Raw genomic sequence first — 21,105 nt, forward strand, 5'->3', positions numbered from 1 at the left:
TAAGAAATGAATCAAGCAAACCTGGATCACGCTATGTCGAACGGCACGGGCGGGGCGGACGAATCTGCCCTGAGCCCGGAACAGGTGCTCGAGCGCGAAGTCGACGCCATGCTGGCCGCCGGCGCCCTCTCCGGCACCGCCGCCCAGTTCGCGCAGCCGCGCGGCGCCGACATGCTGGCGCGTACCGCCGCCGTCGAAGGCTGGCACGACCAGCGCGCGGCGCACCAGCTGTGGCAGTACAGCCGCTCGCTCGAAGGCGCGCCGTATCCGATCGCCAGCATCCGCGACGAGGCCGGCCAGGGCGCGCGCGGCATCAATTTCGCCTCCCAGGACTACCTGTCGCTCGCGTCCCACCCGGCGGTGGCCGAAGCGGCCGCACGCGCCCTGCGCGACGCCGGCCCGCACAGCGCCGGCTCGGCCGTCCTGCTGGGCAACACCAAGCTCTCGCTGGCCCTCGAAGAAGCCATCGCCGGCCTGGTCCAGGCCGAGCACGTGGCCCTGTTCCCGACCGGCTGGGGCGCGGCCTTCGGCGCCATCACGGCGCTGGTGCAAACCACCGACCATATCGTCATCGACCAGTTCGCCCACGCTTCTCTGCGCCAGGGCGCCGCCAGCGCCACGCCGAACGTCGCGATCAACCGCCACCTCGACGTCGCCCACGTGCGGCAGCTGCTGGCCGGCATCCGCGCGCGCGACACCGAGCACGGCATCCTGGTCGTCACCGAAGGCCTGTTCAGCATGGATTCGGACACGCCCGACCTGGCCGCGCTGCAGGCCAGCTGCCACGAGTTCGGCGCCACCCTGCTGGTCGACGTGGCCCACGACCTCGGCGCCCTGGGCGCCAACGGCGGCGGCTGCATCGAAGCGCAAGGCATGCTCGGCAAGATCGACCTCGTGATGGGCGCCTTCTCGAAGACCTTCTCCTCGAACGGCGGCTTCGTCGCGACAAGCTCGCGTTCGGTCAAGCGCCACATCCAGCTCTACGCCGGCCCGCACATGTTCTCGAACGCGCTCTCGCCGGTGCAGTCCGCCGTGATCCACGAGTGCGTCAACATCGTGGGATCAAGCGAGGGCAAGTCGCTGCGCGCCGACCTGCTGCGCAATGCGGAAAACCTGCGCGGCCTGCTGGCCGCCGAAGGCCTGACCTGCATGGGCATGCCCTCGGCCATCGTGCCGGTGCTGATCGGCAGCGAGAAGGTCTCGCGCCTGACCGGCAAGCTGCTCTTCGACCAGTCGGTATTCGTCAACCAGGTCGAATTCCCCGGCGTGCCGATCGGCGCCTCGCGCCTGCGCCTGCAGCTGATGGCGAACCACAACATGCAGCAGCTCAAGCGCGCCGCGCCGGTCATCGGCAGCGCCGTCGCACGCGCGCGCCAGGCGCTGGCCGCCGGCGAAGCACGTCTCCATACTCAATAAGCCAAACAAGCAGACCAACCAGGGGCCCATGTGAAACTGAACGAGGATATGACCCAGCCGTCCGGCGCCATCGCACTCCTGACCGAGCGGCTGCGCCAGCATGCGCAGGCCACGCCGGAACGCCTGGTCTATACCTTCCTGCGCGACGACGGCAAGGTCGACGAGATCACCTTCGGCCAGCTCGAGCGCCGCGCATCGAACCTGGCGCGGGCGCTGGCCGAGCGTGCGCCGAAAGGATCGCGCGCCCTGCTGCTGTATCCCGCCGGACTCGAGTTCATCGTGGTGTATCTCGCCTGCCTGCTGGCGGGGATCATCGCGGTACCGGCCACCATCCCGCATAAAAGCCGCGCCTCGCGCCGCCTGAAGGCCCTGCTCGACGACGCCGACCCGGTCCTGATCCTGACCCGCCACGACTGCGAAACCGCGATCAAGGCCAGCCTGTCGCTGGTCGACGCCGACCACCGCGCGGTCCTCTCCACCGACCACCTCGAGCCGCTCGACCCCGGCGCGGCGCTGCCCCAGGTCGCGCCCGAGGACCTCGCCTTCCTGCAGTACACCTCGGGGTCGACCGCGCTGCCGAAAGGCGTCGAGATCACCCACCGCAACATCGCCGCCAACGTCGACTCGATCCGCACCGGCTTCGGCTTCACGCCGGACACCGTGATGGTCAGCTGGCTGCCGCTGTTCCACGACATGGGCCTGATCGGCAGCGTGGTGTCGCCGCTGCACGTCGGTTTCCACTGCGTGCTGATGGCGCCGGCCAACTTCCTGAAAACGCCGCGCATGTGGCTGGAGGCCATCTCGCGCTACCGCGGCACCTGCGCCGGCGCGCCCAACTTCGGCTGGGACTACTGCGCCAAGCGGATCAACGAGGACGCGAAAAAAGGCCTCGACCTCTCGAGCCTGACGGTCGCCTACAACGGCTCCGAACCGGTGCGCGCCGCCACCCTGCGCAGCTTCGTGGCCGCCTTTGCCGGCTGCGGGATGAAGGAGTCGGCCCTGTTCCCCTGCTACGGCATGGCCGAGACGACGCTGTTCGTCAGCGGTGGGCCGATCGCGACCGCGCCGGTGGTGCGCACCGTCAGCAAGTCGCTGCTGGAAGGGAACCAGATCCGCGACGTCTCCGGCGGCGACGAGGATGCGCGCGAGATCGTCAGCTCGGGCCGCATCGGCACCGGGACCACGGTCGCCATCGTCGATCCGGAAACCCGCCTGCAGGTATCGAACTGGCGGGTCGGCGAAGTCTGGGTCAGCAGCCCCAGCGTGGCGCGCGGCTACTGGATGCGCCCTGACGAAACCGCAGCGACCTTCGGCGCGACGCTGGCCGGCGGCGAAGGCCCCTTCTTGCGCACCGGCGACCTCGGCTTCATGCGCGACGGCGAGCTGTTCATCACGGGCCGCCTGAAGGACCTGATCATCATCAACGGGCGCAACGTCTACCCCCAGGACATCGAGGAAGTCATCGAGCGCGCCATCGATTTCATCGAACCGAACATGTGCGCCGCGTTCTCGGTCGAGGTCGAAGGCCAGGAGCGCCTCGCGATCGTCGCCGAGGCCAACCGCAGCCTGGTGCGCGCCGCGCAGCAGGCCAAGGAAGCCAACCGCACCGAGGAACACGACGCCTATCTTGCGCAGATCGACGCCAGCGCGCGCGAGATCACCCGCGTGATCGCCCAGCAGTTCGACGTGGCCGTGTCCTCGATCGTGTTCGTCCGCCCCGGCAGCTTCCCGCGCACGACCAGCGGCAAGGTCCAGCGCTCGCGCTGCAAGGAACTGGCGCTGCAGGGCCAGCTCGAACTCGTGTACGTGATGCCGGGCAGTATCTTCGACCGCCGCAGCATGTCGGCCGCGGCCAAGGAAAACGTGGTCGTTGCCGCCTATGCGCGCGCAACCACGCCTGCGCCCGCGCAGGCACCTGCCCCGGCAGCGGAAACACCGGCGCTGGCCGACGCCGCGCTTGATGCCGACGCCAGCCGCGCCCGCGCCGACGCCATGATCGCCTGGTTCCGCCAGTACGCCGAGCGGCGCATCAATTCGCGCCTGATCGACGAGCGCCGCACCATCCCGCCCTACATCGTGCTCGACCTGGGCAACCAGGGCTTCTTCGGCCTGCAGGTGCCGCGCGAGTTCGGCGGCATGGCCCTCACCACGCGCGACCTGCTGCGCGTGATGGAGCAGGTCGCGGCAGTCGACCTGACCATCGCCACCCTGATCGGCGTGCACAACGGGCTGGGCGTGCGTCCCCTGCTCGGCTACGCCCCGGCCGCCATGCGCCAGCGCCTGCTGCCCGGCCTGGCCGCCGGCCGCCAGCTGGCCTCGTTTGCGCTGACCGAACCGGCGGCCGGGTCGAACCCGGTCGGGCTGCGCGCCACCGCCACGCGCAGCGCGGGCGGCTGGCGCCTGAACGGCGAAAAGCAGTGGATTGGCCTGGCTTCCTGGGCCGGCCTGACCACGGTCTTCGCCAAGGCCGTCGACGAAGCCGGCACCCCGCTCGGCATCGGCGCCTTCACGGTCGAAGCCGACAATGCCGGCCTGGTGCAGGGCCCGGAATCGCTGACCATGGGTATGCGCGGCATGGTCCAGAACACGATGGTTTTCGAGAACGCCTTCGTGCCGAACGAGGCGATGCTGCTGGCTCCGGGCGAAGGAATGGAAGTTGCGCGCGACGCCATGCTGTTCAGCCGCCTGGGCATCGGCGGCATCTGCGTCGGCGCCATGAAGCGCTGCGCCCAGCTGATGGCGCGCTACGCGTCGCGCCGCGAGATCGCCAGCGGCCTGCTGGCCGCCAACGCGGTCAGCATCGCGCGCCTGCAGGACCTGGCCTCGAACATCTTTGCCGTCGAGGCCCTCGTGCAGGCGATCGCCGGCCGCCTCGACGCCGGCGCCGCAGTGCCGGCCGAGGCCTACCTCGCCTGCAAGACCAGCGCCACCGAGTCGCTGGGATCGGCCGCCGACGCCCTGGTGCAGATGCTGGGCGGGCGCGGCTACATCGAATCGAACGGCGCCCCGCAGATCCTGCGCGACGCCCGCGTCCTGCGCATCCTCGAAGGCCCGACCGAAACCCTGTACGCCCACCTGGGCGCCTCGATGGCCCAGCCGGAAGGCGCCGTGCATATCTTCCTGGCCGAGACGCTGGGCCGCCCCGCGCTGGCCGCCGAACTGGCGGCCCTGGTGGCGCGCCTGCGCGCCGGCATGGGCGGCAGCCGCCTGTTCGAATCGCAGGCGTCCCTGAACCAGTGGCTGGACTACCGCATCGGCGAACTGGCGGCCCGCGCCTGCCTGGTCGCGGCGGCGGAGGGGCGCCAGCAGCATGGGCAATGCGACCCGCAACTGGCCAGCGACGCCGTCGTCTGGGCGCGCCGGCGCTTCAGCGCGCTGGGGCACGAGATCGTCGCCGAGATGGCCGCGAACCGTCCGCACAGCAGCAGCGCCGCGCTGGCCGCGCTGGTCGATGCCTACGCCGCCGAGATCGGCGACGTCGACCAGCAGCTGCCGGGCGAAAGCCAGCAGGCGGACGCCCTGCTGCGGCGCGATGCGCTGCCCGCAAGCCCTTCCGGCACGGCCTCCGATCCGGCGCCGTCGACGGGACCTCGGCAGGCCCCGGCCGCGGCGCTGCCTGCCGCGGTCCCGGCGACGGCGTCGGCCGCTACCCAGGCCATCGTCCACGCGTGCATCGCGAACTGGCTGCGCTCCGAGCCGCTGCGCCAGGGCGTCGACTTCCAGGCCGACACGCCCTTCACCGACCTCGGCATGGATTCGCTGGCCACGGCATCGATCGCCGCCGAACTCGAGGAACGGGTCGGCATGACGATCCTGCCCGAACTGCTGTTCGACTACGGCAGCGTCGCCAAACTGGCCGCCTTCATCGACAGCCGGGCCGGTCTGCGCACGGGCACGGCGGGATGAGCAGGCCGTTCACCTCGCAGTTCACCTCGCAGTTCACCTTTTGTACTGAGAAACAGCTACCATGATTGCTACCGATCGTCCTGTACCGGGACCCATGAACCAAATCGACCGCATCATACCCGCCGCGCTGCGCGCCATTCCGCACCAGCGGCAGGCCGCGCGCCACCTGGCGGTGCTGGCCGCGCTGACGGCGGCCAGCGCGCCCCTGCTGGCGATGCTCTACCACGTGCTCGGCTTCGACACCGCGGGCATGGTCGTCTTCACCGGCGCCACCGTGATGATGGTCGCGCCCTTCACCCTCAACGCCGGCTTCAGCCTGGCCGCGGCGCGCACACTGTTCATCGGGGCACTGTTCGCCCTGAAGATCTGGCTCGCGCTGAACCTGGGCGGCATCGGCGCGCCCACCGTCTCCTGGTTCATCCTGTGCCCGATGATCGCCCTGCTGCTGGGCGGCCTGCGCGCCGGGCTGCTGTGGGCCGGGATCGTCATCGCCACCCTGTTCGCGCTCTTCATCGCCGAGCACAGCGGCGTGGCGATGGTGGCCTATCCGGTATCCGACCCGCACCTGCTCGACCTGGCCAGCAACGTCGGCCTGGCCATCCTCGCGTCGGTCATCGTGGTGCTGGCCGTGAACAGCGCAGGCGTCGAGCGCCGCGCAAAATAATCGCAGCGGCCAGCCGCCATGACGCCCATCCACGAGCTGCTCAACCGGATCGTCTGGGACCTCGAGTTCGGCAACGCCCACTTCGTCATCGGCTATTACGACCGCGTATTCGACCGCATCGTGCGCGTCACCTTCGAGCGCATCAACCTCGAACGCGGCCAGCATTTTTCCTTCGAAGTCATCGGCAACGACGGCGCGGCCCGGATGGTGCCCTTCCACCGGGTGCGCGAAGTGGTGCGCAACGGGGAAGTAATCTGGCGCCGTGACGCTCCCGCCTGAGTTCAAGCCGCGACGGCGCCGCGCACGCCCCCAGGCTGCGCCCGGCCGACCGGCCACCACTGCACCACGCCCCAACTCGTCTCCGGCACCAGCAACAGCCACAGCACGGGAGCCCCGCCCTGCGCCAGCGTCCAGGCCATCCAGGCCGAAAACAGCAAGCGCGCCATGCCGTCGTAACGTCCCAGCACCAGGCTCGGGCGCCGGATGCGCAGGACCGACCACACGACCACTACGCTGCCGAGCAGGCCTGCGATGAACACGTGGAAGGTGCCGAACGGCGGCAGGGGCGACCCGCCGAGCTGCTGGTTCAGGCCGGACATCAGGCCGTGCGCCAGCGCCTGGCTCCAGGGCGTGGCCAGTGCGGCGGTGAACAGGACGTCGTAGAGCGCGCTGGCGCGCACGACATGGCGGTAGGTCGATAACTGCATGGCTGCCTCCGATAGGTAGAAGCCGCCATCGTCAACCCTGGAGTACACTCGAGGGTCAAGCATTTTTTGGGGGAGATCATGCGCATCGGGGAGTTGGCGGCTGCAACCGGATTGAGCCGGGACGCCTTGCGCTTCTATGAGGAGCGTGGCCTGCTGGCGGCGCGGCGGCGCGCGAACGGCTACCGCGACTATCCACCCGAGGCGGTGGAATGGCTGTGCTACCTGCGTACGGCGCAATCGCTGGGCTTCACGCTGGCCGAGATCGAAGCGGGCATGCCGCAGCTGGCCGACCCGGGCCAGGCGGGTCCCGAGCTGCGCGCCGCCCTGGCGCGCAAACTGGAGGACATCGACGCCCGGATCGCCGGCCTGGGCGCATTACGCGGTTCGCTGGCCGCCAAGCTGGACGACCTCGGCGCCGATTGCCCGCTACGTCCGGGAATTACAGGCGGAAGCCCAGCTTCACGCTGACGGTCTGGTTGCCGGCGATGCGGTCGGCTTCGACCGCCATGTTGGCGATCCCCAGGTTCAGGTTGACGCCGGCGAACACCTTGTTGGCGCTCGGCGTTTCCTTGCGCAGGTTGCCCACGTTCGGGGTCAGCGAACCCCAGACCTTGCCGATGCCGGCATACGGGGTCAGCAGCAGGAAGCCCTTCGACACGGTCAGCTCAACGCTGCGGGTGTCGAGGTCGAACTGGTCGACGCCCGACAGCTTGGTGGCCGCGGCGCGGATCGCCACCGCCGGCAGCGCGACGCCGCCCGGCACCAGCGCGTACTTGATCTCGGCGCCGACCAGCTTGATGTCGGAATCCGGCACCGCCGTCAGGCTGGCGCCGATGTCGATGTTGAACGGCAGGCCCTTCTGGGCGCGCAGGGTCGGCATGTAGACCGTGGCGTGCTCGAAGCCGGCCTTTTCCCAGACCGCGGCATTGTCCAGGCGGGTGGCGCTGACGGCGGCGCCGATGTCGAAGCCGATGATGCCGAGCGGCTCGGCCGGGGCGATGCTCTTGTAGCTGGCGACGGCGGTGAAGTCCTTGGCAAAGCCGGCCAGTTCGGCCTGGGTGAGCGATTGCAGGCGGTCGAAATCGTCGGCGGCGGCGGGGAGGCTGAGCGCGCAGGCGGCGGCCAGCGCGAGGGTACGGAGGTGTTTCATGGTGATCCTGTAGAGAAGCGGGGTAAGGCAGATTCGCGGGCGCGTCCAGAGCGGACTATCCACGAAATATTGCTGCCCGGCATTTTAACCGCTAGGCCGCCTGGGCGGGATTATTCGATGGCGGCGACCGGCCAGGACAGGCGGGCGCGGGTGCCGCCGCCGGGGCTGGTGTCGATGCCGATTGCGATGCCGACGCGCTCGCCGAGCCGGCGCGCGATCGACAGGCCCAGGCCGAAACCGCGACTGTCTTCGCCCCTGGCGCCCGGTTCGAACAGGCGCGCGCCCAGCTCTGGCGCGATCCCCGGCCCGCTGTCGGCCACGACCAGGCTGGCGCCCTCCATGTAGATGCGGATCTCGCCCTGCCGGGTATGGCCGAACGCGTTGCCGACCAGGTTGCCGAGCAGGATCGCCAGCGCCGCGCGATGGGTAGCGACGACCGCTTCCGGCGCCACCTCGACGCTGACCTCGACCGCCTTCCCGTCCAGCAGGTGGGCGAACTGCACGACCGCGTCTTCGACCAGGGGCAGCAAGGCCACCGGCTCGACCACCGAGGCATCGAGCTCCTCGCGCGCCAGCGACAGCAGGGTCGCCACCGTCTGCGCCATGTGGGCCGCGGCGCTGCGCAGGCGCTGCAACTGACCGGCCGCCTGCGCCGTCATCGGCTGCTGCGCCAGCAGCTGGGCCGCGCCTTCGATCACCGCCAGCGGCGTGCGCAGCTCGTGGCTCGCGTCGCGCGTGAAATGCTGTTCGCGTTCGATGAAGGCCGCGATGCGCGCCATCGTCTCGTCCAGCTTGCGCGCCAGGGCGCCGATCTCGTTATCCGGGAAGTCCTGGGCGAAGCCCCGCGGCAGCTGCCCCGGCGCCGCCCTTGACACCAGCAGCGCCAGCCGCGTCAGCGGGGCCGTGGCCCGCCGCGCCAGCCACCAGCCGATGCCCAGGGTGATGGCGAGGATGGCGAGGGTCGCGACGCCGAGGAAGCCGAGGAGGAAGGGCATGCGCGGCCGCACCACGAGGTCGCGGCTGACCTCCGCCACCAGCCAGGCCGGTGCGCCGCCCAAGTCCAGCGTGCGCATGTGATAGTGGCGACCCTCTTCGCCGAAGAACTCGCCGTTGCGCGGGCCGCCCGCGAGCTGGCGCGCCAGGTCCGCCGGGAAGGTGTCCAGGCCCCGGTGCAGGCCGACCGTGTCGCGCAGCGGCGCGGCCGGCCGGTTCGACACCTGCCAGCTGCGCTGCTGGTGCGCGGCTTCCTGGCGCAGCATGTTGTCGAAAAAGTCGTCCTCGACCGAATAGACGAAGAGCACGCTGAACAGGCTGAAGCACAGCGCCGTGGCGAGCGCGAAGACGGCGAAGGCCGCGATCATCCTGCGCCGCAGGGAATGCCCGGTGTTCATGCGCCGGCGTCGAGCTTGAACCCGACCCCATGCACGGTCAGCAGTATCGGGCGGCCGAAGGGTTTGTCTAGGCTCTGCCGCAACTGGTAGAGATGGGTGCGCAGCGCGTCCGAATCGGGCGGCGCGTCGTGCCACAGTGTTTGGGTCAGCTCGGAGCGGGTGAGCACGCGCGGATGCGCTTCCGCCAGCGCCAGCAGGATCTGGTAGCCGGCCGGATGGACCTTGACCGGCCTCCCCTCGCGCGTGACCGCCTGCGCCTGGCGGTCGATGCGCAGGCTGCCGATGGCGAGCACATGTTCCTGATGCAGCGTATGCCTGCGCGCCAGCACGTTGCAGCGCGCCAGCAGTTCCTCCAGCGCGAAGGGCTTGATGAGGTAATCGTCGGCGCCGCTGTCGAAGCCCGCGAGCTTGTCCTGCAGGGCGTCGCGCGCGGTCAGCATCAGCACCGGCATGCGCCGCGTCAGTCGGGCGCGCAGGCGCCTGCAGACTTCCAGCCCGTCGATGCCGGGCAGCCCCAGGTCGAGGATCATCAGGTCGTAGTGGTTTTCCATGGCCAGCCGCAGCCCCAGCTCGCCGTCGCCCGCGAAATCGGCCGTGTGGCCGTGCAGCTCCAGCCCGTCGGCGAGATTGTGCGCGAGCAGCGCATGGTCTTCGACAACGAGTATGTGCAGGGGCATGCCGGTCCTTAAGTGTTGGCGAGGCGCTGGAGGTTGACGGCATCGGCCGCGCGCCACTGCATGGCGGCCACCACCGAATGCATCAGCACCAGCATCTTATCAAAGCGCGGCAGCACGGACCGCCGGGCGCGGGCCGCGTCCAGCCCCTCGCGGTAATAGGTGGCCAGCAGCTCGACGCTGGCCTCCTCGGCGGTGCGTTCGCGCGCCACCGGGCGCTGTCCCAGCGCGGCGATCATCGCTTCCGCCACCGACCAGGTGGACCAGGGGTTCTGCCCCGTGACCAGGCGGCCGTCGACGACGGTGTTGTCGATGTACTTCGGCCCCGCGACAAAGCGCGCGCCCTCGGCGACCGCGCGTTCTTCGAGCAGGAAGCCCAGGCGCATGCGCGCATCCTGCATCAGGAACAGCTCTTCTTCGTTGGTGAAGCCGGTCATGCGGCGGCCGGCCACCAGCAGCTCCCCGTCTGCCAGCTGTACGCCAAGCAGGGCCGCCGGACCGTGACAGACCGCGCCGACCACGCCGCGCGCGGCAATGTCGCGGACGATACGGGCCACGTCCGGATTGTCGGGAAAGTCGTACATGGCGCCCTTGCCGCCGACAAAATACACGGCGGCGTAGCGGCTGGCGTCGACATGCGCCAGCGGGATCGACGCGGCAACCCGGGCCTGCGCGGCCGCGTCGTTCAGGAAAGCGTAGTCGGCGTCGCCCATGTCTTCGGGGTCGATCCGCTCCGGCGGCTTGCCGCCCTTGGGCGAGGCGATGTCGACCTCGTAGCCATTGGCCCGGAACACATAGTAGGCACGCGCCAGTTCGGTCAGTTCGTAGCCCGCCCGCTTCATGCCGGGCCCGCCGCGTTCGGTGCTGCTGACGACGGCCAGGATGCGTCCCCGCTGCTGCGCCACCGGATGCTTCAGCCAGGCCAGGTCGGCCACGGTGGCCTGCGGATTCGCCCTCGGCGCGCTGTCGAGATCGAGGCTGAGATACCAGGCATAGCTGCTCACGGCCAGCAGGATCAGGATCCCGGCCAGCCAGGCCGCCGTTCGTAATAAGGTCTTGCGCATTGCCGCCTCCGTTGTGGTCGATGGCGCACAGGATGGCGCGTGCGGCGTGAAGCGGATGTGAAAAAGGAAAAGGCCGCGCGAGGCGGCCCTGGCGAGGTTCCCGCGGCCGCCGCCGCGGTCAGCCGGACGTCAGCCGATGTAATTGAACAGCGACAGCCCCGACATCGTCTTGAACGACTTCTGCGCCGCTTCCAGCGTGCCCTGCTGGCTCGCGTAGTCCGAGATCGCCTTCACCAGGTCCAGGTCCTGCAGCTTGGACAGCGTGGTCGCGTACTGGATATCGAGGTCCGAGCCCGAGCTTTCCAGGTAGTCGAGTTCCTTCATGCGCGACCCGACCGAGGCGCGTACCGTCAGGATGTTGTCGAGCGAGGCCTTGACGCCCTCGTCGGCGGTTTTCAGGTGGTTCGCCAGCGCGGCGGCGCCGGCCGGGCTGTCGGCCGAGCTGCGCAAGGCCGTCACCAGGTTGGTCATGGTGGTGAAGACCGATTCCTTCTGGCTCGGCTTGACTTCGAACTTGTCGCCGTCGAGCGGCGCGCCCTTGATCGCGAACGAGGTGCCGTCGAAGCTGATCTGCTTGCCGCTCTCGTAGGGCTGGTTCGACAGCACCGCCGTGTTGGTGGTGTTGTCGGTAACGGTGTAGGTGGTCACGGCCGGGGTGCCGCTCACGCTGAACGCGAGCGTGTAGTCGTGGCCGGTCAGCTTGGTGGCGTCGGCCACGGAACCGGTCGTGATGACCGCCCCGCCCTGGTTGCCCGCTGCCATCCGCGTCTGGAAGCTGCCGTTCCCGGTGCGGTTGTTTTCGAAGATCGCGCTGCCCGAATCGCTGATCGCGATCGAGCGCGAGGGCCCGACCTGCAGCTTGCGCTGGCCCTGGTCGCCCTGGTAAGTGGCGCCGGTATCGGTCTGGGCGAAGGGGATGGTGGTGCCGCGGTAGCCCGAGAACAGGTAGCCGCCGGTGCCGTCGGCCGTGTTTGCCACGCCCAGCAGGTCGTGCATGCGTCCTTCGATCTCGGTGGCGATCATCAGCCGGTCGGCTTTCGAGAGCGTGCCGTTCCCGGCCTGCACGACCAGCGTCTGCACGTCCGCCAGCAGGTCGCCGCTGTCGCGCAGCGCGCTTTCGACCAGCGACAGCGAGCTGTTCGCGTTCGAGCGGTTGGCCGCGAACTGGGTGTTGAGCGATTGCGACTGCGTCACTTCCAGCGCGCGCGCCGAGGCGATCGGGTCGTCGGCCGCGGTCAGCATGCGCTTGTTGGTCGCCAGCTGGTTCTGGGTGCGCGCCATGTTCGACTGCAGCGTGTTGAGCTGGGTCGTCGCGTTCTCGTAGATGCTTTTCGTGCTGATGCGCATGGTTTACTCCGACTCCGTTTAGCGGCCAATCGACAGCAGCGTGTCGAAGATGGTGTTCGCAATCTGCATGACCTTGCCGGCCGCCTGGTAGGCCTGCTGGTACTTCAGCAGGTTGGTCGCTTCCTCGTCCAGGTTCACGCCCGACGTGTTCTGCGCGGCGCTCTGCACCTGCTTGAGCAGGGCGTCGCCGGCGCTGGCATTGACCTGCACTTCGCGCGTCTTGTTGCCGACCGCGCTGACGGTCTGCGCAAAGGCCGACTGGAAGGTCGCGCTGGCGCCGTTGAAGATGTTCTTCGTCTGCAGGGCGCCCAGGGCCTGGATGTTGCGCGTGTCGGCCGTGCCGGAGACGTTGGCGGCGATGCCGAAGCTGTCGCCTTCCTTCGGGATGCCCGACATGGTCACGTTCACGCCGTTGAAGCTGTAGCTGGCGCCGGCCTTGAACGGGGCCGAGCCGGTATGGGTCGTGGTGGTGCCGTCGACGGTCATCGTCACCGTGGCGCCGGCCGGGAAGCCCGTCAGCTGACCGCCGCCGGCATCCGTGTAGCCGAGCGTGACCGGCAGGCTGGGCGGCGCTGTGAAGTAGTCGGCGCTGACGGTGCCGGCGCTGACCTGGCCGGTGCCCTTGTTGGCGATCGGCGCGCTGGTCGCGATCGGCGTGCCGGCGGCGATGTCGCGCACGCTTGATAAGGCCAGCCGGAAGTTGGCCGCGCCGTCGACGGTCGGGCGCACCAGGTAGTTGTCGCCCGAGGCGGCATTGCCGGTGATGGTGAAGGCGACGCCGTCGATGGTGCGGGTCGTGCCGGCCGGGTCATAGGGGTCGATCTTGGTGCGCGTCTTGTCGGACAGGCGCGTGATGTAGAAGTTGCTGCCGTCCGACTCGACCTTGTAGTCGCTGTCGGTGAGCTGGGTCGGATCGGTAATGACGGCGGCGACTTCGGCGTCGCTGGTGATGGCGTTGTCGGCGGCTGCCTTGACCGAGACCGGGGCCTGCACGAAGAAGTCCTTGCCCTGCTGGCCGGCGCCGTCGATGCCGAGCTTGTGCTGGGCGTTGAAGGTGAAGGCCAGGCCGGTCGCGAGGCGCCCGATGGCGTTCTGCACGCGGTCGAGCGAGCCGCTGCGGAACTCGAGGATGCCGCCCAGTTCGCCGCCCGTGAGCGCGCTTTCCGGCAAGGCGGTCACCTTGTCGCCGGTCTGGTAGCCGACGCTCAGGCGCGTCAGGTCCGTCGGCGACTTCATCGTCGCCAGCTGGAAGGCCTGCTGGCCCACGACCAGCGGCTGGCCGTTGCCGATCGAGACGTTCAGGGCATTGTTGCTGCCATGCGTGACGTTCGCCTTGACGTGCTTGTTCAGGTCCATCACGAGCTGGTCGCGCTGGTCGAGCAGGTCGTTCGGCTTGCGGCCTTCGATCGAGCCGTAGGAGGCGATCTTGTTGTTGAGCTCGGCGATCTGCCTGGCGTAGGTGTTGATCAGGTTGACGCTGGTTTCGATCTGGGTGTTGACGCCGGCCCCGATTTCTTCGAGGCGCGCGTCGATCTGCTGGAAGCTGCTGGCCAGGGTTTCCGAGGCCGACAGCAGGGCCTGGCGCGAAGGCGTCGAGGCGCCGTTGCCGGTCACGTCCTGCACGGCGGCGAAGAATCCCTGCAAGGCCGGCGACAGGCCGGAGGTGGTGTCGGCCAGCAGGTTGTCGATCTGGCTGACCTGGGCGTAATAGGCGTCCAGCGAGGCCGTCGACGCGGTTGCCGAGCGCACCTGGTTGTTCAGGAATTCGTCGCTGTAGCGCTTGATCTCGGCGATCTTGGTGCCGCTGCCGACGAAGCCGTAGCCGCGCTCCATCATCGTCGCCGTGCCCTGCACCACGCCCTGGCGGCTGTAGCCTTCCACGTTGGCGTTGGTGATGTTATGGCCGGTCGTGGTCAGCGCGGTTTGTGCCGCGTACAGCCCGCTTTTACCGATACTGAGGAGGTTTCCCGACATGTGCGCTCTCTATTGATTGTCTTCTTCTACGGCAGCGCGGGCAGGAACTTGAATCGCCCGCTCTCCTGTTGTCACTTCGTTACGCCAGCGAGTGTTTGATGATCTTCGACAGCTTGGCCGCATACTGCGGGTCGGTCGCATAGCCGGCGCGCTGCAGGCCGTGTGCGAACGCCGAGGCGTCGTGGGCGTTGTCGATGACCTTTTCGTAGCGCGGGTTATTCGCCAGCATGCGCGCGTAATCCTTGAACGAGTCGGCCGGGGTGTCGTAGGCGCGGAAGCGCTCGACCTTCTGGCGCGGCTGGCCGTTCACGTATTCGGTGGTGACGGCGGTGGCGACCTTGCCCTTCCAGCCCGGGCCGGCCTTGATGCCGAACAGGTTGTTGGCGTTGGAACCGTCGGCATTGCGGATCATGCGCTTGCCCCAGCCGGTTTCCAGCGCCGCCTGGCCGAGCATGAACTTGGCCGGCACGCCGGTGACCTTTTCCGCTTCGGCGGCATGGGCGCCCAGCTTTTCCTGGAAGGCGCGCACGTGCGGCGCCTGGGAACGGCCGCTGGCGCTGATGCCATTGGTCTGCGCGCCCTCGAGGCCCTTCAACGGACCCAGCTTGCCGGGCAAAGCGGGGATGTCGAGCATGCTGGCCGCACCGTTGGTGCCGTTGGCGCCATCCGCACCCGCTGTTCCAATTGCCAGCGCCTTGGCATCGGTCTGGGCCGACAACTGGCGCACCAGCACGTCGGCCAGGCCCATGCCGCGCTTGGCCATGTTCTGGCTCAGCTGCTGGTCGAGCATCGAGGTGAACATCTTGGTCTGCTGGTTGTCCATCAGGCCGTCCTGCGGGGTCGCTTCGCGCATGCTCTTCATCATCTGGTTGATGAACAGCGCCTCGAACTGCTGGGCCGCACCGCGGGTGGCATCCGGCGCGCCGGCCTTTGCCGAGCGCTTCAGGTCGCCGAGGCCCTGGGTGTCGAGCGCGAAGCCGGTCTTGACGTCGTTTCTGGAAGGGATCATCGCCGTGTCCTTAGATGATTTCCAGCTCGGCGCGCAGGGAACCCGCCGCCTTCAGCGCCTGCAGGATCGCCAGCAGGTCTTGCGGGCTGGCGCCGATCGAGTTCATGGCCTTGACGACTTCGGCCAGCGAGGCGCCGCCCTTCACCAGCAGCACCTTGCCCGGGTCTTTCTTGACTTCCACGGTCGGGGTCGTGACGGCGACCGTCTGGCCGCGCGAACCCGGCGCCGGCTGGCTGACCTGGGTGTCGGCGCCGATCGTCACCGACAGGTTGCCGTGCGAGATGGCGCAGGTGTCGAGGGTGACGGCCTGGTTCATCACGACCGAGCCGGTGCGTGCGTTGAGGATGACCTTGGCGGCGGCCGCGGCCGGCTTGACGTCGATGTTTTCCAGCATGCCGATGAAGCTCACGCGCGCATCCGACGAGGCCGGGGTACGCACGCGGATCACGCGGCCGTCCAGCGCGGTGGCGGTACCGGCGCCGAACTGGTCGTTCACGGCGCTGACCACGCGGCTGGCGGTGGCGAAATCGGTCTGGTTCAGCTCGAGGCGGATCTGGTTGTTTTCGCCGAGGGTCGACGGCACGGCGCGTTCCACCGTGGCCCCTGCCGAGATCTTGCCGACCGCCAGGTGATTTACCTGCACCTGCGCCCCGCCACCGGCCGAGGCGCCGACGCCGCCGACCAGCACGTTACCTTGCGCCATCGCATACACCTGGCCGTCGGCGCCGTGCAGCGGCGTCATCAGGAGCGTGCCGCCGCGCAGGCTTTTCGCGTTGCCGATCGAGGAGACCGTGATGTCGATGTTCTGGCCAGGCTGGGCAAAGGCCGGCAGCGAGGTCGTGACCATCACGGCGGCCACGTTTTTCAGCTGCAGCTGGCCCGTCGGTGGCAGGTTCACGCCCTTTTGCTGGAGCATGGCGATGATCGACTGCACCGTGAACGGGGTCTGGCTGGTCTGGTCGCCGGTGCCGTCCAGGCCCACGACAAGGCCGTAGCCCGACAATTGGTTCTGGCGCACGCCGGCGATGCTGGTCATGTCCTTCAGGCGCTCGGCATGGACTGCCGTCGTGGTGGCGAGCACGAGGGCGGCGAGGATGGTGCCGCGAACCAGCATCAGGGTAGCAAAACGCATTTTTATTCCTTAGAACGGCAGCAGCGATTGGAAGAAGCGCGACATCATCGAGTTGACTTCTGCGCGGTCGATCCGGCTGTTGGTACGGTATTCGACACGGGCGTCGGCGACGACCGTGGAGGACACGACATTGCCGTTCTGGATGGTGTCCGGGCTGACCAGCCCCGAGAAGCGAATGAACTCGATGCCCTTGTTCATCGCAACCTGCTTTTCGCCGGCCACGACCAGGTTGCCATTCGAGAGCACTTCGGTGACGGTCACGCCGATGGTGCCGGTGAAGGCATTGCTGGCGCTCTGGTTGTCGCCGTCGGCGAACTTGATCGCGCCTTCGGTTTCGACATTCGCGCCCAGGCGCGATTGGAGCGGGCCCGGCAGGCCGAAACTGGCGCTGCCCGACTTGTTGCCCGAGCTGGCGCCGGCCTTGTTGGCCGAGGTCTTCTCGACGATATTGATCGTCAGCAGGTCGCCGATCTGGCGCGCGCGGCGGTCTTCGAACATCGGGCGGTAGCGCGCGGCGTTGTAGATGGCGCCGTCGGTCGGCGGGGCCACTTCGGCCAGGGCCGGGCGCGCGCTGCGGGTTTCCTGCACGATCGTGCTCGGGGTAGTGCCGCAGCCAACCAGCAGCAACAATGCGATCAGGGAGAGCTTGTTCATATCGGGGCTTACAGCTGGGCCAGCTTTGCCAGCATCTGGTCGGAGGTGGTGATCGCCTTGCTGTTGATCTCGTAGGCGCGCTGGGTCTGGATCATGTTGACCATTTCCTCGACCACGTTGACGTTCGAGGTTTCCACGAAACCCTGCATCAGGACGCCGGCGCCGTTGGTGCCCGGGGTGTTCGCGTTCGGGTTGCCCGAGGCGGTCGTTTCCAGGTACAGGTTCTCGCCGCGCGATTCCAGGCCGGCCGGGTTCACGAAGGTCATCAATTGCAGGTTGCCGACCTGGGTCGTGGCCGTGGTGCCGGCGACCTTGATCGAGACGGTGCCGTCGCGGCCGACCGTGATCGACTCGGCATTCGCGGGAATGGTGATCGGCGGCTGCACGACATAGCCGCTGGAGGTGACCAGCTGGCCGTTGGCGTCGGTCTGGAAGGAACCGTCGCGGGTATAGGCCTGGGTGCCGTCGGGCAGGAGGACGGGGAAGAAACCCGAACCGTTGACCATCACGTCCTTCGAGTTGCCCGTCTGCTGGGGATTACCCTGGGTGAAGATGCGTTCGGTCGAGACGGCGCGCACACCGGTGCCGAGCTGCAGGCCCGACGGCAGGTTGGTTTGCTGCGAGGACTGGGCGCCCGGCTGGCGCACGGTCTGGTACAGCAGGTCCTCGAAGACGGCCCGCGAACGCTTGAAGCCGTTGGTGCTGACGTTGGCGAGGTTGTTGGTGATGACGTCGAGGTTGGTCTGCTGCGCCTCGAGGCCGGTCTTGGCGATATACAGCGAACGAATCATGATGGGTTTCTCCTATTGGCGGCCATGAAGGGCCACCACGCATAATAGAATTATGCTGGGGAAACACTTAATTCAAAGCAAGGATCTGACCGGCTTTCGCGGCGTTATTCTCGGCGTTCTTCATCAGGCTCATTTGGGTTTCGAAGGAGCGCGCGAGCCCGATCATTGCCACCATGGCATCGACCGCGTTCACGTTGCTGCCCTCCAGCGCGCCACCGGCGACGCGCACCGCCGGGTCGGCCGGGGCGGCCGCGCCATCTTTCAGGCGGAACAGGCCGTCGTCGCCGCGCACCAGGTCCTTCGTGTCCGGATTGACCAGCTTGATGCGGCCGAGGATCACCGGCGCGGCGGGGCGCTCGGCGTTCGACACGGTGGAGATGGTGCCGTCGCCGCCGACCGTGACCGTCACGTCCGGCGGGATCGTGATCGGGCCGCCCTCGCCCGCGATGGTCGCGCCGCTAGTGGTGGTCAGCACGCCGTTCGGGCTCATCTGCAGGGCGCCGTTGCGGGTATAGGCTTCGCTGCCGTCGGGGTTCTGCACGGCGATCCAGCCCGGGCCCTTGACGGCGACGTCGAGGTCGCGGCCCGTCAGCTGCAGCGGGCCGGAGGCGAAGTTGGCGCCGACGGTGTTGTTGACGACGAAGGTGCGCGTCGGCAGGCCTTCGCCCTGCACGGGCACGGCGCGGAAGGTGTCGAGCTGGGCGCGGAAACCGGTCGTGTTCAGGTTCGCCAGGTTGTTCGAGGTCGTGGCCTGCTGCTCGAGGATGTGCTTGGCGCCGGAGGCGGCGGTGTAGATCAGGCGGTCCATTTTCTTTCCTTCTTTTTAGTGCCGGGTGTGCTGCTGTGCCATACCGCGTGGGCACAAGTGCCCACCCTACAAAGCGGTTTTCTGTAGGGTGGGCGTTCATGCCCACGCCGTCTCACCGGTTGAATCCCGGCGAAATCAATCGCTCAACGATTAACGCAGGTTGACGAGCGTCTGCAACACCGAATCCTGCGTCTTGATCGTCTGCGCATTCGCCTGATACACGCGCTGCGCCGTGATCATGTTCACCAGCTCGGCCGTCAGGTCGATGTTCGAGGTCTCGACCGCCGACGACTGCAGCACGCCGAAGCTGCCCGAGTCCGGCACGCCGATCAGCGGGGTGCCCGAATCGGCCGACTCGGCCCAGGCGTTGTTGCCGAGCGGCTCCAGGCCGTTCGCGTTGGCGAAGTTCGCCAGCACGATCTGGCCCAGCGGCTTGCTCTGGCCGTTGCTGTACTGGCCGAGGATGATGCCCTCTTCGCCGATCGAGAAGCGCTGCAGGTTGCCGGCGGTGTAGCCGTCCTGGATCAGCTTCTTGTCGCTGGTCGAGGTACCGTACTGGGTGGTGCCGGTGTAGGCGATTTCCATCTGCTGGATCGGGTCGGAACCGGTCGACGGGAAGATCGGCAGCTCGATGTTGAACTTGCCGCCGTTGGCGGTGTCCACGGCGTTCAGCGCGCCGTTGGCGTCGAAACGCAGCGTGCCGATCGGGACCGCCGTGACCTTGACGGCTGCAGCAATCGCCTTGTCCACCTGGTCGGCCGAGTAGCCGGCGATGCGCGCCGCGTCGGCGCCGGCATCGACGATCGCCGCCTGGGCGGCCGCATCGGCGCCGGCGTCGCCCGCCGCGGCCGCGACCATGGCGGAGGCTGCATCGGCGTAGCGCGCCAGCGCCGCCGAGATCGTGGCCGCCACCGGCGGGACCGCCTTGGTTGCCGCGTCCCAGTCGGCGCGCGCCGCGTTCACCGCTGCAAACTCCGCCGTGGTGCCCTGGGCCGCCTGCGCCACTTTCAGGTTGGTGATTTCGGTGCCGTCGTTGGCGGCGTAGACGTCCCAGGTGCCCGAGCCGTTCTTCACGTAGAAGGTCGACAGCACGTGCGGGTTGCCCAGCGTGTCGTACACGTCCACCGGCGACTGCTTGTTATAGGTGTTCGGATCGCCCGCGTCGAAAGGATTCACGGCCGGGGCCGCCACGCGCGAGTCGAGGTTCATCTCGATGCCGACCTTGGTGGTCGAGACCGGTTTCAGGTCGGTGGTGCTGATCTGCACCGGGACCGGCGCGCCGGCCAGCACCTGGCCGGTGACGCCGACGCCGTAGCCGGTCAGCTTGGCGCCCTGGGCGTTGACCATGAAGCCGTCCTTGTCGAGGGCAAACTGGCCGTTGCGGGTGTATTGCGTCATGCCCGAGGACACGGTGCGAAAGAAGCCCTGGCCGTTGATGGCGACGTCGAGCGAGTTGTTCGAGGATTCGATATTGCCTTGGGTGAATTGCTGGGCGATGGCGGCGACCTTGGTGCCGATACCGGCCGTCATGCCGCCGGCGCCGTTGAGCGAGCTGGCGTACACGTCGGCGAACTGCGCCTGCGAACCCTTGAAGCCGACCGTGCTGGCGTTGGCGATGTTGTTACCGATGACGTCCAGCGATTTCGCCGAGGCGTTCAAGCCACTGAGGCCTTGTTGGAAGGACATGTGATTCTCCTGATTATTCGTTAGTGAGCGCGCTCAGCGGCTTACAGGACTTGTTTGATGTCGGCCAGGGTAATCGCGCCCTTGCCTGCGAGGTTCAGCTTCACGCCGTCCTTCGAATTCGTGCTGACGCTGGCGACCGTGTCGAGCGTCAAGGCCTTCACGTCGGTCAGCGGCTGGCCGCCGCGGGTGGCGACCACGCGGAAGCTGTAGTTGCCGTCGGCGAGCTGGGCGGCGTCGACGCTGTCGCTGCTGCCGTCCCAGGCCAGCGGCATCGCGCCCGCCTCGGTGGCGCCGAGGTCGATCGTGGCCACGTCCTTGCCGGTGCGCGGATCGGTGACGATGACCTGCACGTTGTCGGCGGCCGTGGCCAGTTCGACGCCGAAGACCGACTTGCCGCCGGTCAGGTTCAGGTGGTTGCCGTCGACCAGCACGCCATGCCCGATCAGGTTGGTCGCCTGCATCGCCTCGGTCGACTGGTAGCTCGACTTCAGGGTTTCCAGCGTCTCGTTCAGCTTGTTGACGCCGGTAACGGTCTGCAGCTGGGCCAGCTGGCTCGTCACCTGGGCGTTGTCGAGCGGGTTCAGGGGGTCCTGGTTCTTGAGCTGGGTGACGAGCAGGGTCATGAACTTGTCGGTGTCGGCCTGGACGCTGTCGGTCGGCTCCTTCTTCTTGGTGTTCATGGTCGACATCAGGTCGTTGATCGACGTGCCGGCGGAATTTACGGTGGACATG

General features: G+C 68.0%; 19 protein-coding genes. 5 read left to right on the top strand and 14 right to left on the bottom strand.

The window, feature by feature from the left end:
* The first annotated feature begins 6 nt into the window (after positions 1-6).
* From ACWCIA_RS03220 to ACWCIA_RS03235, 4 genes are all read left to right on the top strand, one after another.
* Positions 7-1,416, top strand: coding sequence for an aminotransferase class I/II-fold pyridoxal phosphate-dependent enzyme (locus ACWCIA_RS03220; protein WP_454160913.1), 1,410 nt, complete (start codon positions 7-9; stop codon positions 1,414-1,416).
* 48 nt (positions 1,417-1,464) lie between these two features.
* Positions 1,465-5,322, top strand: coding sequence for an AMP-binding protein (locus ACWCIA_RS03225; RefSeq protein ID WP_454160915.1), 3,858 nt, complete (start codon positions 1,465-1,467; stop codon positions 5,320-5,322).
* Between the two features lie 94 nt (positions 5,323-5,416).
* Positions 5,417-5,986, top strand: coding sequence for a hypothetical protein (locus ACWCIA_RS03230; RefSeq protein ID WP_454160917.1), 570 nt, complete (start codon positions 5,417-5,419; stop codon positions 5,984-5,986).
* Positions 5,987-6,004: 18 nt separating this feature from the next.
* Positions 6,005-6,265, top strand: coding sequence for a DUF504 domain-containing protein (locus ACWCIA_RS03235; protein ID WP_454160919.1), 261 nt, complete (start codon positions 6,005-6,007; stop codon positions 6,263-6,265).
* 2 nt (positions 6,266-6,267) lie between these two features.
* Here the strand turns inward: ACWCIA_RS03235 and ACWCIA_RS03240 are convergent, their stop codons facing one another.
* Positions 6,268-6,693 (bottom strand): hypothetical protein, encoded by a 426-nt coding sequence (locus tag ACWCIA_RS03240; protein WP_454160921.1) that lies wholly within the window; start codon positions 6,691-6,693, stop codon positions 6,268-6,270.
* A gap of 78 nt (positions 6,694-6,771) precedes the next feature.
* Here ACWCIA_RS03240 and ACWCIA_RS03245 point away from each other — a divergent pair, with 78 nt between their 5' ends.
* Positions 6,772-7,161, top strand: coding sequence for a MerR family transcriptional regulator (locus tag ACWCIA_RS03245; protein WP_454160923.1), 390 nt, complete (start codon positions 6,772-6,774; stop codon positions 7,159-7,161).
* On the opposite strand, the gene ACWCIA_RS03250 is transcribed toward ACWCIA_RS03245, so the two are convergent.
* The 13 genes from ACWCIA_RS03250 to ACWCIA_RS03310 all read right to left on the bottom strand — a co-directional run bounded on the left by ACWCIA_RS03250 (position 7,133) and on the right by ACWCIA_RS03310 (position 21,104).
* Entirely contained in the window at positions 7,133-7,843 is a 711-nt protein-coding gene (locus tag ACWCIA_RS03250) for a hypothetical protein (protein WP_454160925.1), read from the bottom strand. The two genes, ACWCIA_RS03245 and ACWCIA_RS03250, sit on opposite strands and share 29 nt — an antisense overlap.
* 110 nt (positions 7,844-7,953) lie before the next feature.
* On the bottom strand, positions 7,954-9,234 hold the full coding sequence (locus ACWCIA_RS03255) for a sensor histidine kinase (protein WP_454160926.1): 1,281 nt from the start codon (positions 9,232-9,234) through the stop codon (positions 7,954-7,956).
* A complete protein-coding gene (locus tag ACWCIA_RS03260) occupies positions 9,231-9,911 on the bottom strand; it encodes a response regulator transcription factor (protein WP_454160927.1) in 681 nt (226 codons plus the stop codon). Before ACWCIA_RS03260 ends, ACWCIA_RS03255 begins: the two co-directional genes overlap by 4 nt.
* Before the next feature lie 8 nt (positions 9,912-9,919).
* Positions 9,920-10,972, bottom strand: a complete 1,053-nt coding sequence (locus ACWCIA_RS03265; protein WP_454160929.1) for a type 1 glutamine amidotransferase domain-containing protein — start codon at positions 10,970-10,972, stop codon at positions 9,920-9,922.
* Between the two features lie 129 nt (positions 10,973-11,101).
* On the bottom strand, positions 11,102-12,319 hold the full coding sequence (gene flgL, locus ACWCIA_RS03270) for a flagellar hook-associated protein FlgL (RefSeq protein ID WP_454160931.1): 1,218 nt from the start codon (positions 12,317-12,319) through the stop codon (positions 11,102-11,104).
* 18 nt (positions 12,320-12,337) lie between these two features.
* Positions 12,338-14,293: a flagellar hook-associated protein FlgK gene (gene flgK, locus ACWCIA_RS03275; protein ID WP_454160933.1), complete on the bottom strand. Its 1,956-nt coding sequence runs from the start codon at positions 14,291-14,293 to the stop codon at positions 12,338-12,340.
* Positions 14,294-14,372: 79 nt separating this feature from the next.
* A complete protein-coding gene (gene flgJ / locus ACWCIA_RS03280; RefSeq protein ID WP_454160935.1) occupies positions 14,373-15,302 on the bottom strand; it encodes a flagellar assembly peptidoglycan hydrolase FlgJ in 930 nt (309 codons plus the stop codon).
* Between the two features lie 10 nt (positions 15,303-15,312).
* The gene (locus tag ACWCIA_RS03285; protein ID WP_454160937.1) at positions 15,313-16,434 is read right to left on the bottom strand and encodes a flagellar basal body P-ring protein FlgI; all 1,122 of its coding nucleotides are present in this window, start codon (positions 16,432-16,434) and stop codon (positions 15,313-15,315) included.
* A gap of 9 nt (positions 16,435-16,443) precedes the next feature.
* Complete coding sequence (locus ACWCIA_RS03290) at positions 16,444-17,088, bottom strand: flagellar basal body L-ring protein FlgH (protein ID WP_454160939.1); 645 nt, start codon at positions 17,086-17,088, stop codon at positions 16,444-16,446.
* A gap of 8 nt (positions 17,089-17,096) precedes the next feature.
* Positions 17,097-17,879: a flagellar basal-body rod protein FlgG gene (gene flgG, locus ACWCIA_RS03295; RefSeq protein WP_379741667.1), complete on the bottom strand. Its 783-nt coding sequence runs from the start codon at positions 17,877-17,879 to the stop codon at positions 17,097-17,099.
* 67 nt (positions 17,880-17,946) lie between these two features.
* Positions 17,947-18,687 carry a flagellar basal-body rod protein FlgF gene (gene flgF, locus ACWCIA_RS03300; protein ID WP_454160941.1) on the bottom strand — a complete coding sequence of 247 codons (741 nt, stop codon included), beginning with the start codon at positions 18,685-18,687 and terminating at the stop codon, positions 17,947-17,949.
* 150 nt (positions 18,688-18,837) lie between these two features.
* Positions 18,838-20,373: a flagellar hook protein FlgE gene (locus ACWCIA_RS03305; protein ID WP_454160943.1), complete on the bottom strand. Its 1,536-nt coding sequence runs from the start codon at positions 20,371-20,373 to the stop codon at positions 18,838-18,840.
* A gap of 41 nt (positions 20,374-20,414) precedes the next feature.
* Positions 20,415-21,104 carry a flagellar hook assembly protein FlgD gene (locus tag ACWCIA_RS03310; RefSeq protein ID WP_454160945.1) on the bottom strand — a complete coding sequence of 230 codons (690 nt, stop codon included), beginning with the start codon at positions 21,102-21,104 and terminating at the stop codon, positions 20,415-20,417.
* Position 21,105: the final 1 nt, after the last annotated feature.

This window comes from Massilia sp. SYSU DXS3249, assembly GCF_053668055.1.

Coding starts and splice junctions, on each gene's coding strand:
- ACWCIA_RS03220 (WP_454160913.1), top strand. CDS start 7: ATGAATCAAGCAAACCTGGATCACGCTATGTCGAACGGCACGGGCGGG.
- flgG (WP_379741667.1), bottom strand. CDS start 17,879: ATGATTCGTTCGCTGTATATCGCCAAGACCGGCCTCGAGGCGCAGCAG.
- ACWCIA_RS03225 (WP_454160915.1), top strand. CDS start 1,465: ATGACCCAGCCGTCCGGCGCCATCGCACTCCTGACCGAGCGGCTGCGC.
- ACWCIA_RS03265 (WP_454160929.1), bottom strand. CDS start 10,972: ATGCGCAAGACCTTATTACGAACGGCGGCCTGGCTGGCCGGGATCCTG.
- ACWCIA_RS03260 (WP_454160927.1), bottom strand. CDS start 9,911: ATGCCCCTGCACATACTCGTTGTCGAAGACCATGCGCTGCTCGCGCAC.
- flgK (WP_454160933.1), bottom strand. CDS start 14,293: ATGTCGGGAAACCTCCTCAGTATCGGTAAAAGCGGGCTGTACGCGGCA.
- ACWCIA_RS03255 (WP_454160926.1), bottom strand. CDS start 9,234: ATGAACACCGGGCATTCCCTGCGGCGCAGGATGATCGCGGCCTTCGCC.
- ACWCIA_RS03245 (WP_454160923.1), top strand. CDS start 6,772: ATGCGCATCGGGGAGTTGGCGGCTGCAACCGGATTGAGCCGGGACGCC.
- ACWCIA_RS03305 (WP_454160943.1), bottom strand. CDS start 20,373: ATGTCCTTCCAACAAGGCCTCAGTGGCTTGAACGCCTCGGCGAAATCG.
- ACWCIA_RS03290 (WP_454160939.1), bottom strand. CDS start 17,088: ATGAACAAGCTCTCCCTGATCGCATTGTTGCTGCTGGTTGGCTGCGGC.
- flgF (WP_454160941.1), bottom strand. CDS start 18,687: ATGGACCGCCTGATCTACACCGCCGCCTCCGGCGCCAAGCACATCCTC.
- flgJ (WP_454160935.1), bottom strand. CDS start 15,302: ATGATCCCTTCCAGAAACGACGTCAAGACCGGCTTCGCGCTCGACACC.
- ACWCIA_RS03250 (WP_454160925.1), bottom strand. CDS start 7,843: ATGAAACACCTCCGTACCCTCGCGCTGGCCGCCGCCTGCGCGCTCAGC.
- ACWCIA_RS03235 (WP_454160919.1), top strand. CDS start 6,005: ATGACGCCCATCCACGAGCTGCTCAACCGGATCGTCTGGGACCTCGAG.
- ACWCIA_RS03310 (WP_454160945.1), bottom strand. CDS start 21,104: ATGTCCACCGTAAATTCCGCCGGCACGTCGATCAACGACCTGATGTCG.
- ACWCIA_RS03285 (WP_454160937.1), bottom strand. CDS start 16,434: ATGCGTTTTGCTACCCTGATGCTGGTTCGCGGCACCATCCTCGCCGCC.
- flgL (WP_454160931.1), bottom strand. CDS start 12,319: ATGCGCATCAGCACGAAAAGCATCTACGAGAACGCGACGACCCAGCTC.
- ACWCIA_RS03230 (WP_454160917.1), top strand. CDS start 5,417: ATGAACCAAATCGACCGCATCATACCCGCCGCGCTGCGCGCCATTCCG.
- ACWCIA_RS03240 (WP_454160921.1), bottom strand. CDS start 6,693: ATGCAGTTATCGACCTACCGCCATGTCGTGCGCGCCAGCGCGCTCTAC.